15 protein-coding genes and 1 tRNA gene are annotated in these 14549 nt (G+C 35.6%); 5 read left to right on the top strand and 11 right to left on the bottom strand.

From position 1 onward, the window contains the following. Nucleotides 1-40: 40 nt before the first annotated feature. The 3 genes from rsfS to JHC30_02305 are packed head-to-tail and all read left to right on the top strand — an operon-like array spanning nucleotide 41 to nucleotide 2145. Nucleotides 41-427 carry a ribosome silencing factor gene (rsfS, locus tag JHC30_02315; protein ID MCI4462989.1) on the top strand — a complete coding sequence of 129 codons (387 nt, stop codon included), beginning with the start codon at nucleotides 41-43 and terminating at the stop codon, nucleotides 425-427. A gap of 55 nt (nucleotides 428-482) precedes the next feature. Further along, the gene (trxB, locus tag JHC30_02310) at nucleotides 483-1451 is read left to right on the top strand and encodes a thioredoxin-disulfide reductase (protein ID MCI4462988.1); all 969 of its coding nucleotides are present in this window, start codon (nucleotides 483-485) and stop codon (nucleotides 1449-1451) included. Between the two features lie 13 nt (nucleotides 1452-1464). After that, nucleotides 1465-2145, top strand: coding sequence for a thioredoxin family protein (locus JHC30_02305; GenBank protein MCI4462987.1), 681 nt, complete (start codon nucleotides 1465-1467; stop codon nucleotides 2143-2145). A gap of 71 nt (nucleotides 2146-2216) precedes the next feature. Here the strand turns inward: JHC30_02305 and argF are convergent, their stop codons facing one another. The 4 genes from argF to JHC30_02285 form a co-directional block, all read right to left on the bottom strand. Continuing rightward, nucleotides 2217-3149, bottom strand: coding sequence for an ornithine carbamoyltransferase (gene argF, locus JHC30_02300; protein ID MCI4462986.1), 933 nt, complete (start codon nucleotides 3147-3149; stop codon nucleotides 2217-2219). 1 nt (nucleotide 3150) lies between these two features. Beyond that, nucleotides 3151-4470 (bottom strand): GTPase, encoded by a 1320-nt coding sequence (locus tag JHC30_02295; protein ID MCI4462985.1) that lies wholly within the window; start codon nucleotides 4468-4470, stop codon nucleotides 3151-3153. 71 nt (nucleotides 4471-4541) lie between these two features. Continuing rightward, nucleotides 4542-4925, bottom strand: coding sequence for a hypothetical protein (locus JHC30_02290; protein ID MCI4462984.1), 384 nt, complete (start codon nucleotides 4923-4925; stop codon nucleotides 4542-4544). An 8-nt stretch (nucleotides 4926-4933) separates the two neighbouring features. Then, the gene (locus tag JHC30_02285; protein ID MCI4462983.1) at nucleotides 4934-6412 is read right to left on the bottom strand and encodes a hypothetical protein; all 1479 of its coding nucleotides are present in this window, start codon (nucleotides 6410-6412) and stop codon (nucleotides 4934-4936) included. Between the two features lie 135 nt (nucleotides 6413-6547). On the opposite strand from JHC30_02285, the gene amrB reads away from it, so the two are divergent. Both amrB and amrA read left to right on the top strand, forming a co-directional pair. After that, nucleotides 6548-7342 carry an AmmeMemoRadiSam system protein B gene (gene amrB / locus JHC30_02280; protein ID MCI4462982.1) on the top strand — a complete coding sequence of 265 codons (795 nt, stop codon included), beginning with the start codon at nucleotides 6548-6550 and terminating at the stop codon, nucleotides 7340-7342. Beyond that, the gene (gene amrA, locus JHC30_02275) at nucleotides 7339-7917 is read left to right on the top strand and encodes an AmmeMemoRadiSam system protein A (GenBank protein MCI4462981.1); all 579 of its coding nucleotides are present in this window, start codon (nucleotides 7339-7341) and stop codon (nucleotides 7915-7917) included. The genes amrB and amrA overlap by 4 nt, the downstream gene beginning before the upstream one ends. 16 nt (nucleotides 7918-7933) lie before the next feature. Here amrA and JHC30_02270 read toward each other — a convergent pair whose 3' ends face one another. From JHC30_02270 to JHC30_02240, 7 genes are all read right to left on the bottom strand, one after another. Next, nucleotides 7934-9142, bottom strand: a complete 1209-nt coding sequence (locus JHC30_02270) for an MFS transporter (GenBank protein MCI4462980.1) — start codon at nucleotides 9140-9142, stop codon at nucleotides 7934-7936. Further along, a complete protein-coding gene (locus JHC30_02265) occupies nucleotides 9132-9281 on the bottom strand; it encodes a hypothetical protein (GenBank protein ID MCI4462979.1) in 150 nt (49 codons plus the stop codon). The genes JHC30_02270 and JHC30_02265 overlap by 11 nt, the downstream gene beginning before the upstream one ends. A 34-nt stretch (nucleotides 9282-9315) precedes the next feature. After that, on the bottom strand, nucleotides 9316-11034 hold the full coding sequence (locus tag JHC30_02260; GenBank protein ID MCI4462978.1) for an ABC transporter ATP-binding protein: 1719 nt from the start codon (nucleotides 11032-11034) through the stop codon (nucleotides 9316-9318). Then, the gene (locus tag JHC30_02255; GenBank protein ID MCI4462977.1) at nucleotides 11031-12740 is read right to left on the bottom strand and encodes an ABC transporter ATP-binding protein; all 1710 of its coding nucleotides are present in this window, start codon (nucleotides 12738-12740) and stop codon (nucleotides 11031-11033) included. Before JHC30_02255 ends, JHC30_02260 begins: the two co-directional genes overlap by 4 nt. Next, nucleotides 12727-13278 carry a hypothetical protein gene (locus tag JHC30_02250; GenBank protein ID MCI4462976.1) on the bottom strand — a complete coding sequence of 184 codons (552 nt, stop codon included), beginning with the start codon at nucleotides 13276-13278 and terminating at the stop codon, nucleotides 12727-12729. The genes JHC30_02255 and JHC30_02250 overlap by 14 nt, the downstream gene beginning before the upstream one ends. Nucleotides 13279-13286: 8 nt before the next feature. Beyond that, complete coding sequence (locus tag JHC30_02245) at nucleotides 13287-14402, bottom strand: NAD(P)/FAD-dependent oxidoreductase (protein ID MCI4462975.1); 1116 nt, start codon at nucleotides 14400-14402, stop codon at nucleotides 13287-13289. 7 nt (nucleotides 14403-14409) lie between these two features. Next, a tRNA-Ser gene (locus JHC30_02240) sits at nucleotides 14410-14499 on the bottom strand. Nucleotides 14500-14549: the final 50 nt, after the last annotated feature.

The following is a 14549-nucleotide window of genomic DNA, read 5'->3' as shown; positions in this document are numbered from 1 at the left end:
TACCTCCAATTCAATAAATTATATCAAAAATTTATTTAAAATCCTATTATTTTGGTATAATAGAAATATGAAAGGTAAAACACTTGCAAATTTTATTGTAAAAGTTATTGAGGACAAAAAAGGCGAAGATATTAAGATTATTGATGTAAAAAAACTCACCATCATAACCGACTATTTTGTTATTTGCACAGGAAGCGTAAGCGAGCACTGTGATGCCATTTCTAACGAGGTCGAGGAAAAACTTAAGAAGAAAAAAGTTATACCAATTTCTGTTGATAAAGGAGCCGACTCAACATGGATTGCGATGGATTATGGAAGCGTTATTGTCCACATAATGACCGAAGAAAAACGAAGGTTCTATGATCTTGAAAGAATCTGGGAAGAAGTTAGCCCTAAGATCGCCTCTAATAGAAAGTCAAAATCTTGACAAAAATCCATAGATTAATATAATACTTCGGAAGTAATAATTTATAGGAGGTTTTATGGACGAGTTATTTGCGGTTCACGAAGTTAAAAAAGAGACTCTGGATATAAATGAAATTTATGACCTTGCAATCATAGGCGGTGGACCTGCAGGGCTAACTGCTGCAATTTATGCAGGAAGATTTCGACTAAAATCGGTTTTATTTGAAAAAGTGGCAGTTGGCGGACAGATAGCGGTAAGCGAATGGGTAGAAAATTACCCAGGCTTCCCTGAGGGAATTTCCGGATCAGATCTTGTAAATCTTTTCAAGAAACAAGCTGAAAGATTTGGCACAAACATCGTGCTAACAGATGTAAGATCTATTGAAAAAATTGACGACCTTTTCTATCTTGAAACCGAATATGGAAAATTGAGGGCATGGACTGTCATTTTAGCAACTGGCGCAGAGCCTGTTAAATTACCTGTCCCGGAAGAAGAAAAATTTAGAGGCAGAGGTATTTCGTATTGCGCAACATGTGATGCTGCGTTTTTCAAAAGTAAAACTGTTGCAGTGATTGGTGGTGGCGATACGGCAATACATGATGCTTTAACCCTATCGAAATTTGCGGAAAAGGTAATCGTTGTACATAGAAGAAAAGAATTAAGAGCAACAAAGATTCTGCAGGAAGCGGCTTTCTCGAATCCCAAAATTACATTTGAACTCGAATATATACCGGTGCATGTGCTCGGTGATAAGAAAGTAGAAGGTCTCGAAATTGAAAATGTTGTTACCAAAGAACACAAAGTGTTAAAAGTTGATGGAGTTTTTGTTGCTATTGGAGAAAAACCAAATTCTGAACTCGTGAAAGGGCTTGTCGACCTCGACGAGAGAGGTTTTGTAATTACAAATATGAAAATGGAAACATCTGTCCCTGGGCTATATGCAGTAGGTGATGTTAGAAATACACCGTTAAGGCAAGTTGTAACTGCTTGTGGCGATGCAGCAATTGCAGCAGCCGAAGCAGATAAATATATCAAAAATTTATAATAAGAGGTGAAGAATGGAAAGATTATTAAAAGAAAAAGATGTAGAGTACATTAAGGACTTGTTTGAAAAGAATTTAAAAGATGAAGTAACATTAACTTTATTCCTCGAAACAAATGGGCCTAATGTTACAAAATTTAACGAGCAGTATTTACCTTACACTGAAGAAATCGTTAAGGAAGTTGCAGAGTTGTCCCCTAAGATTAAGATGAATATCTACAGAGATGACCCGGAAAAAGAAAAAGAATATGGAGTTAAAGCAATTTCTGCTCTATTCATCGAAGGGCAAAAGACAAATAAGAACATAGTTTACTACGGCATCCCATCAGGGCATGAGTTTTCATCACTGCTTGAGGACATTATTGATGTATCAAAGGGCGAGACGGAACTTCCTATCGATATCAAAGAAAAAGTTAGGAAAATTACAAGTAAAGTAGAGATACTTGTTTTTGTAACCCCAACTTGCCCATACTGCCCAAGAGCAGTGAGAACAGCACATCAGTTTGCCCTTGAAAATCCTAACATAGTAGGAGCAATGATCGAAGCAAATGAATTTCCAGATTGGTCAAACCAGTACAATGTTTACGCTGTGCCTAAGGTAGTGATAAATGAAGGAAAAGCAGAATTCGAGGGAGCCCTTCCTGAAGATGCATTTCTGCAGTCAGTTTACGAAGCCCTTGGCATTAAATTAGTTTAGAAAAATAGATGTTAAAGTTTTAAAGCCCCCTTACGGGGGCTTTTTTAAATTGTAATTCAATAAATGTTAACTTATATGAGAAGCGAAAGGATTGCTTTTTGTATATGAAGTCTATTTTCAGCCTGGTCAAATACAACAGAATGAGGACCATCAAGCACTTCGTCAGTAATTTCTTCCCCACGATGAGCAGGCAGACAGTGCATAACGATGGCATCCTCTTTTGCATATTTTAGAATGTCTGAATTAATCTGGAATGGTTTCATAATCTGGACTCTCTTATCATGCTCTGCTTCCTGTCCCATTGAAGCCCAAACATCTGTATAAAGGACATCAGCATCTTTTGCTGCTTCTTTGGGGTCATTGACGATTTCAATCTTTGATCCCGACTTTTTTGCGAAGTTAAGAGCCATTTCCACAACTTCTTTCATAGGCTCAAACCCTTTGGGAGTTCCAACAGAAACATCAAGTCCAAGGATACTACCACCAATAAGAAGAGAATTTGCAACATTATTTCCATCGCCAAGATAAGCAAGTTTTACACCCTGTAATCTCCCTTTTTTCTCTTTTATCGTAAGAAAGTCACCTAATGCCTGGCAAGGATGTGAAAAGTCGGAAAGTGCATTGATTACAGGAACACCTGAAAACTGTGCAAGTTCTTCAAGTGTTTTTTGAGCAAAAACTCGTGCAACAATTCCCTGAACCATTCTTCCCATAACTTTTGCTGTATCAGGAACTGTCTCTCCTCTTACTAGTTGCAAATTTGAAGTCTCAAGAATAAGAGGGAATGCCCCAAGTTCGTGTATGGCAACAGCAAAAGAAATTCTCGTTCTTGTAGAAGGCTTTTCAAACAAGACCGCAACAGTTTTCCCATCAAGCAATTTCTCATTCTTACCTGCGTAATGCTCAACTTTTAGTTTTTCGCCTTGAAATATAAACTCTTCAAGTTCTTCTTTTGTAAAATCTTTTAAGCACAATAAAGATCTTCCTTTGAGGTTGGTTGCCATATTAACCTCCAAACTTTTGTGTTAAGATATCTTTTAAGTCAGGTTTTCCTATTTCCTGAAGTTCATATCTAACTCTTACAGCGGGCTTATTCAACTTAATAACTCTTCTAAGATCAATTGGAGTACCAATTACTACAACATCTGCAGGTATAGAATTTATAGTCTCCTCGAGTTCTCTAATCTGGGTTTCACTGTATCCCATAGCAGGGAGCACATCTTTTGTTTGTCTATACTTCTCATAAGTTGCCTTTATAGATCCAACCGCATAAGGAACGGGAGATATAATTTCACTTGCACCAAGTTTTCTTGCGGCAATATAGCCAGCACCATAACTCATTTCTCCATGAGTTAATGTTGGACCATCTTCAACAACAACAACTTTCTTTCCACGAACTATCTCTCCATTTTCCACATAAACAGGTGATGCTGCATCTACAATAATGGCATTTGGATTTACTTCTCTTGCGTGGTTTCTTACTAATTCAATTGATTCAAAATCCGCTGTATCTTCCTTGTTGATTACAATAACATCCGCACTTCTAAAGTTAGTCTCGCCAGGGTGGTATGTAAGTTCGTGTCCTGCCCTCAACGGGTCAGCAACAACAATTCTAAGATCTGATTTATAGAACGGGAAATCGTTATTTCCACCGTCCCACACGATAACATCGGCTTCTTTCTCTGCTTCTCTTAATATCTTTTCGTAGTCTACCCCTGCGTAGATTACCGCACCGAGATCAATATGAGGCTCATATTCTTCACGCTCCTCAATTGTGCATTTGTATTTGTCAAGATCCTCATATGTTGCAAATCTTTGAACTGCTTGCTCTACAAGATTGCCATATGGCATAGGGTGTCTAATTGAAACAACACGTTTGCCCATTTCACGAAGAATTTTAACTACTTTTCTTGTGGTCTGGCTTTTTCCTGAGCCCGTACGAACAGCGCATACTGAAACAACAGGTTTAGTGGATTTGACCATAGTTGCATCTGGTCCCATTAGCCAGAAATCTGCTCCATTTGCAAGAGCAATTGAAGCCTTATGCATGACATATTCGTGTGGCACATCACTGTATGCAAACACGACTCTTTGAACTCCAAAATCCCTTATGAGTTTTGGTAATTCTGATTCTGGATAGATTGGAATACCGTTCGGATAAAGCGAACCTGCAAGTTCTTTTGGATAAACTCTTCCCTCAATGTTAGGGATTTGAGTTGCGGTAAAGGCGACTACTTCATACTCAGGTCTTTCTCTAAAAAATACATTGAAATTGTGGAAGTCTCTTCCGGCTGCTCCCATGATAATTACTTTTACCCTTTCCATAATACACCCCTTTCCATAAAATTATCTAAATTACTAATTTTGCCTTTTATTATACAACAATTCTTCAAATTTCATCTTAATTTCTTTTGTCTGTTCTTTGGGTTAAGGAATGCAAGAATTAGTGAAATAAACGGCCATAATAAACTTAATGCACCTTCAACATACATACTTTTCGAAATATAAAAATACCCAAAAACAATAAATATAATCCAGCGAAATTTGTTTATCTGCCAAAGTATATAAGAGATTTTTAGATTTATGAACTTGCCACTTACAAAACCCCAAAGAACATTTAATATATAGACTGCCACTAACAGAATATACCACTTAACAAAGTACATTAAAGGTGGAACAAGGATTTCCGTTATGTAGATAGGAAGGTTTGCCCATTCTCCGCTTCGACCATCAATGTATGCTTTATTTTCACTTTTCGTATGCTTTTCGACTTCCCACATTTTTCACCTCAGAATTTTATGTTGTATACAAGTAAGAACGCAAGTATTTGCAAAATGTATTTGCTTACAACTTCAGGAGGTGTAGTATCTATTTCAATTTCTATCGTCTGTGTTAATTCTCTTACTGCTTCAACAATACGCCCTGCAATTACCTCTGAGACTGGTTTAGAGAAAGCCTTCTCTTTTCTAATTCTATTGAATGCAACGGAATAAATTGCATTTTCGTCCTTAAAATTCTTAAGGAAAATATCTTCTAATAGTTCAAGAGAAACTTGTGCTATATCGTTTTTCTCTTGCTCCGGCATAGGTGGAAGACTTGCAAGTGATTGACTCAAAAATTGCCTTATAGCAAGAGATATTTTTTGGACATCTGTAACATTTTGTAGCGTTTGTCTCAGGGGTTCAACAAGAGAGTATGCCTTGTAAACAATGAAAGTTATATAACCAAGGTAACTATCAACATTCAGTAGCCTCTTAATCTGCTCCATAGAGACAACTCTTATTGCTCTCTCAATGCCACTTTGTCCTAAGATTCTTAGCATCTCTTTGGTAATAACATACATCATATCAAATAAGTCATAACTTTCGCCAAAACCAACATATAGATTTAGTAGTTTTGCATCATCCCTTGAGATAACCTGACCATGATTTTGGAAGTTCCATACAAGTGCATGTGCTGTTTGTGATGCAAGGATTGCCCTTTCCCTTTCAGGTTTATCCTTGAACATGTATCGGTAAAGAAAGTTATAAGCATACTGTTCACCAGTAGTAAGGGCTCTATAGCACATATTAACAACTGTTGGATTTATCTGTTGAACAATTGGAACAAGATAGCTCATAGCTGTGTTCATCGCTATATCAACTGCATCTTCTCGTTTTATTGGGACTGCCTGTGCAATATCTTGTGCCATTTTCAAGGCAAGAGGAAAGAAATCGGTAACGAATTTGCCATATAACTGCATAAAGGGATAGTAGCCTTCAAGAGCTGAGATATGAAGGTTTTCAATCAGAGGATGCTCCATTTGCATATCAAGTGGACCTATTTCTGATTGAGGGCCCATTATTATTTCATCGGACGCAAGAGTCATAAGGGTTGCTGCTGACTTTGCAAAAAGAGGGACAACCGCTTTTAATTTTTTACACTTGGATCTTACTATATTCATCATCTGGTAGGCAGGATGCGGATAACCACCGTTAGAGAGTATCACCATATCAATTCTCGTTTCTTCGGGAGGAGTAGTTATTTTATTGAGTTGGTCAATTAGGTCAAAAACATCGTCTCTATCAACAGGAGCTCTTTCGTTGTAAACAAGAAACAATATGTATCTTGTTTCTTTTTGTTCCTTTGGTGATGTGGGAGGAATCGGCGTGTGTAAAGGAAGATTCTCTTTAGTTTCCTCTTCGCTTGTTTCTTTTTCCTCTTCTGGGTTTCCCTGGTTTTGGTTTTCAACATTAGTTTCTTCATTTTTCTTTTCTTCTTCGTCCATATTAACCTCCCAATTTTTATTGATTTTACAAATAATTATACTGATTTAAACAAATTTTTACAAATTTTTAACTTTTCTTAACAAAAATTGTAAAGTGCAACTATTTTTGTGGTATAATAAAAAAGGGAGGGCAATATGAAAATAAGAGAAGCAGCAGTTGCAGGAGCATTCTACCCTGAAGACAGGGAAGAGTTGAAAAGTATGATAAGAAGATTTGTTGAAAGTGCTCCTTTGGAAGATTTAAACGACTTAAAAGCGCTTATTGCTCCACATGCAGGCTATATATACTCCGGACCTATAGCAGGCTACAGTTACAAGCAACTTATGAACATAGAGCACCTCAAAAATGTAAAAGTAATAATCATTGCGCCTTCTCATTATGCTTATTTTCATGGTGCTTCCGTGGGATTATTCGATGCGTATAAAACTCCTCTTGGATTTATAAATGTATCCAGGGATGCCCAGAAACTATTGCAACTTGAAGAATTTCACTTTATACTCGATGCACACTTAGAAGAGCACAGTATAGAGGTTCATCTTCCTTTCTTGCAATATACCCTTCCGCATTTCGAAATCGTTCCAATCCTATATAGCGAAATATCAGAGGAATCCCTCCTAAAAGGTATCTTGTCTATATTTGATGACTCATCAATTCTTATCGTGAGTACCGACCTAAGCCACTATTATCCTTATGAAGTTGCAATTAAAAAAGATGCTCATTGCATCAAAGCGGTTGAGCAACTAAACAAAAAAAGCCTTTTGTATTGTGAAGCATGCGGCAAAACAGGAATTGCTACAGTGATTGATTTTGCAAAGGTAATGAACCTAAAAAGCAAGGTTCTAAAATACGCAACAAGCGGAGATACAGCTGGTCCAAAGTCGCAGGTTGTTGGTTATCTTTCAGCCGTATTTTATGGAGGAAATGCATGAACGAAAATGATAAAATCGTTCTACTTAAACTTTCAAGGAAGACTATCGAAACCTATTTAAAAGAGCACAAAAAGATAAAGGTAACAAAAGAAGAATTCCCGCAAAAAGAATTCTGGGAAGAAAGAGGAACTTTCGTAACCCTTACTGAAAATGGTGTATTAAGAGGGTGTATTGGTACAATATATCCTGTAAGACCTCTTATTTTAGATGTTATAGAAAATTCTATTAATGCTGCTTTTAGGGATCCGCGATTTTACCCACTCGAAGAAAGCGAACTTCCATACATTGACATTGAGATTTCAATACTTTCCGTTCCAGAAAAAATATACTTCAAAGATACAAAAGAATTATTCGAAAAAGTAGTTCCTTTTAAACACGGAGTGATCATAAGAAAAGGCTTTTATCAGGCAACATTCTTGCCCCAGGTTTGGGAAGAACTTCCAAACCATGTAGACTTTTTTACTCATCTCTGCTTGAAAGCAGGATTGGACGGCAATTGCTTTAAGGACAAAAACTTAGAAGTTGAAGTATACACCGTAGAAGCTTTTTCAGAAAAAGAGATGGGCTTGAGATAACTCAAGCCCATTAAATTTATCTGTAGGTGTCCGGGTCTTCAAATACCAAACCCAGTAAAGTAATTATTGCCATAGGGATAATTCCAAAGGTAATAACAGAACTTGTGTAACCTTTGGTTAATGAACCAATAATAGGGAAGATAGTACCGCCAATATTTGCAAAGATAAGGATTATCGCACTTCCAATTCCTGCATTCTTTATTCCAACTGAACTAAAAGCGCTTGGTAAATGTAGTCCTAATGGATAAATAGGGAAAAGCGCTATTCCAAGAATCATTGAAACAAGCAAAAGTAGCGCATATTCATTAACAAAGATACTTGTAAACAGCATTAAAATTACAATAAGTGGCAATATAATGAAAAACGGTTTAACTTTTTTTATCCTATGGCTTAGATCAGGGATAGTCATTGCCCCAGTTAGACAACCAATAAGAATGAAGGCATTAATAAAAGAAGCTTTCGTAGGATCAATTCCTTTGAAGGCAACATTTAGCTTAGGATACCAACCTGCGAGCCATTTGAAGACTCCAATATCAAATAAGGCAATTAAAGATAAAACTATAAGCGATTTGTTGGAAAAAACAATTTTAAAACCTTCGGTTATAGGAAGCCTTTCACTAACTATTCCGTCGGGGAGAGAATCGTCCCAATCCCTTATAACAAAAATATAAACTACTGCAACAGTTAAAGAGACAATCCCCGTTATTAAAAGAGCATTTGACAAACCGACACTATTCACAAGAGGATAAGAAATGAAAAACGCAAGTATCTGTCCTAAAGTCAGAAAAGCAGTAAAATAGGCGGTAATCCTTGCAGCCTTGTCCTTTGAAAATAGTCTATAAGTTAAAGGAGACCATGAAGTAAAAGCAAAAACAGAGCTCAATGCAAAACCCAAATTCGCTAAGAACATATAGGTAAAATTAAACGAAAACGCTGCTCTTAACAAGGTAAAAATACCTAAAAGTAGTGCAGCAATAGTTGTTGATTTTTTAGGACTTAAATCTGCATAACCACCAGCAAAATAGGAAAAAAGCACAAGCATAAATGGAACCGAAGATAGAAGCATCTCAGAAAAAACAGGCCTAACACCCATTTGTTCTTCAATTACCTTTTTTAGAATAGGAGACCACATAAACCAGTTAAAACCAATAAGAAGAGTAATTAAACCAAACAACACAAAAATTAGGTAACTTTTTGTACCCAGATCACTTCTTTTACTTTGCATGTTTTACCTCCATATTATTAAATTTTGTTAATACAGCCTCTGCCCTCTTGACAAAGAGTTCAAATTCATTATACTTACATCCAAGTAAGTACAGATATTCGCCACCGAATACCTGATACCTACCTCCTTTCTTATTCATGCCAGGGAAGGTGCCCCCATCGCCTTCCCATTTTTTATTTGTATTGAGACTTGTAGAATTCATAATAGAGACCTTTCCTCTGTAAAAGTTCTTCGTGCGTTCCTTCTTCAACTATTCTCCCTTTATTTAAAACATATATCCTGTTAACATGCTTTATGGTTGAAAGTCTGTGTGCAATTATTATAGAAGTTCTTCCCTCCATAAGTATTCTGGTACCTTTCTCGATAAGTTCTTCTGTATGAGAGTCTATAGAAGAGGTTGCTTCATCAAGAATTAAAATTCTTGGATTGTGTATCAATGCTCTTGCAAAAGAAATTAGCTGTCTTTCACCTAAAGATATATTCTTTCCTTCGGTTGAGAGTTCCGTATTTAAACCGTTAGGTAATCTTTCAATATAGTCATAAATACCAAGAGTCTTACATACATTTTCAACATCCTCAAGCGGAAATTCATCTCCTAAGGTTATATTATCAAGAACTGTCCCTTTAAAGATAAAAACATTCTGCAAAACCATACCAAGATACTTTCTAAAGTGGCTCTTACAAGCAATTCTTAAATCAAATCCATCGATTAAAACATCCCCCTTTGTGGGTTCGTAAAATCCAAAAATAAGGTTTGCAATTGTAGTTTTACCTGCTCCAGTAAATCCAACAATTGCAATACTCTCCCCCTTCTTTGCATCTATATTAACACCTTTAAGAACATCACTATCCTCTTCGTAAGCAAAGTAAACATCTTTTAGAGCAAGGTTCCCCTGGACTTCAAATTTATTCCCATCTTCATAATTTTCTTCAAGTGAATTTGATTTTAAAAATTCATCAATCTTCACCATCGAAGAAATAGCATTCTGGAGAATGGAAAATTTATCAGAAAGATCTCCAAGAGGTCCATAAAGATACGAAAGGTAGCTTGAAAATGAAATTATTGTTCCGATTGTTCCCATACCTTTAATTGTTAAAATGCCACCAACAAGAACAAGCAAGAAAATTGATATATAAGACGAAATATTGACAGTTTGTCTTAAAACGACGTTTGTAACCTGCGATTTATAGAAATTGTCCCTGAAGTCACTTGAAAATTTTTTGAACTTATCAATTACAATCTTTTCCATATCGAAAATCTGAACTACATGAATGCCTGTAAGAACCTCTTGCATATGAATGTTCATTTTTGTAAGCGCATCTCTTACCTTCTCATATATTTTTTCAACACGGTTACCAAGGTAAAGTGAAAAGATAACTGCTATAGGAAGTGGCAAAAGGACAATTAAGCCAAGTTTTGGGTTTATGTATATAAGAAAGCCTATTGCAAGCAGAATAAAAAATAGATCAGCAAAAAGAGAGACAAGACCTGCATTCAAGAGGTCGTTCATATTTTCTACATCGTTAGTAATGCGTGTTATTATCTTTCCTGACGGCTCTTTTGAGAAAGATTCTATCTTAAATCTTGAAACTGTGTAGAATAAATCTAATCTTATATCCTGCATTATTCTTTGCCCCGCGTAATTTCCAACATATATCTGGATCAACTTGAAAACAATATTTAGTAGAACAGCGACTGCAACAAGAATAAGAAAGTTTTTGATATTCGTAAAATTCTTTGTAGCAATCAGCGTATCTATTACATTCTTAATAAGATATGGAATTAAGGCAGAAGTAAGGGAGGCAATAATCATTGCAATGAATGTTACCAAAAGCAATAACTTATATTTAAGGAAATAAGGAATAAATCTCTTAATAGATTCCCTTCTCATAAGTTCTCCTCAAGAAGCTGCTTCCTATACAAATGATAGAAATAGCCTTCTTTTGCGACAAGGTCATTAAAGGTTCCTTCCTCAATAATCGTTCCGTCAACAAGCACATAAATTTTATTAGCAATCAAAAGAGAACTCAAACGCTCAGAAATCATGATAACAGTAAGACCACTCTTTAAAAAGTGCTCTTCGAGATTCTTGATAATGCAACTTTCTGTTTTGAAGTCAACACTTGCAAGTGCATCATCGAGAACTAAGAAAGGGCGTCTTGCAAGAAGCGCTCTTGCTATTGCAATCCTTTGCCTTTCTCCACCTGAAAGAGTGATGCCCTGCTCGCCAACTACTGTTTCAAACTTGTCTTTAAATGACATAATATCATCGTAAACACATGCGACTTTTGCAACATATTCAACTTCTTCTCTTGTTGCATTTGGATTTCCAACTTTTATATTGTTTAGAATTGTATCCGAGAAAAGAAAACCTTCCTGTGGAACATAAGCAAAAAGGTTTTTAATACTTTCAAAGGCTATATCGTTAATATCATTTGAATCGAAAAATACACTCCCTTTTGGTGCATCAATAATCTTCAATAACAAATTTATAAGTGTAGTTTTCCCGGAACCAGGGTTTCCAGTTAAGCCAATTACATCACCTTTATTAATTGTTAAATTAATTCCCTTTAAGATATCGATATTCCCATCATACGAAAACCTAAGATTTTTTACTTCGATTCTGTCAACCGTATCTAAAACAATACCTTGAGTCTCCTTCGGTATACTAATTATTTCTTCTATCCTTGATAAAGATGCAGTCGCTCTTTGGTAAAGTGCAATAGAAAATCCAACCGCCATCATTGGCCAGGTAAGAGTTTCAATATACTGGAAAAACGCAGCAATAGTACCCATCCCTACAACACCTTTTATATAAAGTAGCCCACCATAGAATATAAGGACAAAATTCGCTAAGTTTATTAAGAAGTTTACAATTGGATCAAAAAAACCGTCAAGTTTTACAAGTTTTAAATTCTCTTTAAGGTATTCTTCGTTAACTCCTCTGAACAATTGGGTAAAATATCTTTCTTTAACAAAAGCCTTGATAACTCTTATACCCTGGACAAGTTCCCTTACTCTTACGCTCATATCAGCAAATATCATATTTATTCGTCTATATAATTTATGGATTTTGGTACCAAAATTGAGGGCGAGGGGAAATAAAAACAGAAGAGGAATGCTTACTGCAAGTGTTAATTTTAAATTCATTTTTACCATAAAGACAAAGGTAGTTAACCCAAGAACAAAAATATCGATTATTGCAAGAAAACCCATAATGAGGAACATTCTTACTGCCTGAGTGTCATTTGTAACTCTCGACATTAAATCCCCAATTTCAAACTTTTCAAGCGTCTTCCTCTTGAAGAAAACAAAACTCTCAAATATCCTGTTCTTTAATTCGTAGTCAAATCTTAGAACTGCTGCCCTCAATAAACTCTGATATAAAAATCTCAAAACCACTATTCCGATAGAAAAAATTACTATATAAATTGCATACTTTATAAGTCCATTTATATTCCTTTTAGAAATGCTATCAATTGCAAAACGTGTAAATTGGGGTAAATAAACCTGTGCAATATCAACAGTTACAAGTAAGCTAACGACTGCAATATATCTTAAAAATTCTCTTTTGAAATACTCTTTAAGGGTTTTCATAATTTACAATTCTTTTCGATGCAACCTTCCCAAAGCCCAATTCGTTAACAGTTGCAAATACTATAAGCGAGAAAAGCAGATTGAATAGTGCCTGATTTCTTAAAAATGGGATTCCTGCAATCATACATGTAATGTACCCTGAAATGTTTTTTGGATAAAAGTTGAACATGAAAAACACAAGGCTATTCGTAATAAAATAAAAAACAAGCGTGCCAGTAAGTTCCATCGTAATCACATTATAAAATTTCTTACCTCTTAAAACATACTGAGTAACAATTACCAAAATCCAACCAACAAGGACAATTGCCTCCCATCTTGGATCAAAGGGCACCTTTAAAAAAACATTTAAAAGAATGTCTGAGATAAGAATAAGAAAAGGAATTAAAAGAAGATTTATCTTCTTATCTGAAGAGAGTATTGTAAAAGCAATAAGACTTGAAAAAAACTCGGCATTTGGTAACTTCAATGGAATAAGCCTGTAAAAGATAGAGACTAAAGCAAAAAGAACAAAAACTGCCATTTTAAGGTTCCTTTTCATAATTCCTCCTATACAATTTTAAGTAACTTAAGTATTCCCAAGGCAATTCTTACCTCTAAATGACTCGATTTTGAGAATCTTTCAAATACTTTTTTATAAGATAAGTACCCAGTTTCATTCTGCGCTTCTAAAATAAATTCAAGTATATGAGGTTTAAAAACAACTCTCTTTAAAAGAGGAAGCATTGGATAAAATGCACTCGAAAGAATACCTGCATATTTAAATTCATCAAAGATTGAATTATTAAGTTTTTCTATATAGTCAGTAAAAGAAATATTTCCTTTATCAAAGCTTTCCTTAATGGATTCTGCAAGAATTTTCGAGGAAAGGATCGAATGATAAATGCCTGCTGCACTAAATGGATCAACAATTGATGCAGCCTCTCCAACAAGAACAACTCTTCCTTTTGCAATATTCTCATCTCTATCCCAAAGAGAAATAGGATAGACTTTTGTTGGTGCTCTTGTCTTATCAACAAAATTTGAAAAACCTTTTCTATAATACCTTTTAAGGGCACCTGCTCCAACTGAAGTTACATCTTTTTTGTCAAATTTCCATCCGTAGCCTAATGCAAAATTTCCCAGGAAAACATTCAAACTGCTTTCGTGGTCTTTTTTAGGGATTTCTTTTTCTTCCGCGATGATAATTTTGGTTTTTTTATTGAGCCCCGAAAGGATAGATACAAGCCCTCCAATACCATCTGCACCGACCAGAATTTTTCCAGAATAGGCATTTTTGTCAGTTCTTACAAAGACACCACTCTTATCTTCCTCAAAAGAAATAAATTTCTCTTGATACTTAACATTTACCCCTTTTCTAAGGTGCTCATCAAATTGGCTTCGCATAACGCCAAAGGCAAAGGGTTCTTTTAATTCGGTCTCTGCTGCAATTTCACCTTTATAAAATACCCTGAAAGTCTTGTAAGAAACATAATCAAAGTTTTTATCGACACTCTCAGGGAGAATATCAAAAATTCCTTTAGGGAGCCCACCAGCACAAACTTTATCTCTAAAAGGTACTCCTTTTTCTAAAACAACCGAATTAATACCATAACTACCCAAAAAATGGGCAAGAGTTGAACCTGCAGGACCTCCACCAACAATAATAACATCGTAGTTTTCCATACTTTTCTGGCGGAGAGGGTGGGATTTGAACCCACGAGAAGGTTACCCTTCTACCTGATTTCGAGTCAGGCGCTTTCAACCGCTCAGCCACCTCTCCAAGGGATATTATATAAAAAGATACTTTTTTATCAAATTGGTTTATAATAT

This window comes from Caldisericum sp. (genome assembly GCA_022759145.1).
GTDB lineage: Bacteria > Caldisericota > Caldisericia > Caldisericales > Caldisericaceae > Caldisericum.
The sequence above is the reverse complement of the archived record's forward strand: the minus strand, read 5'-3'. Positions and strand labels throughout refer to the sequence as shown.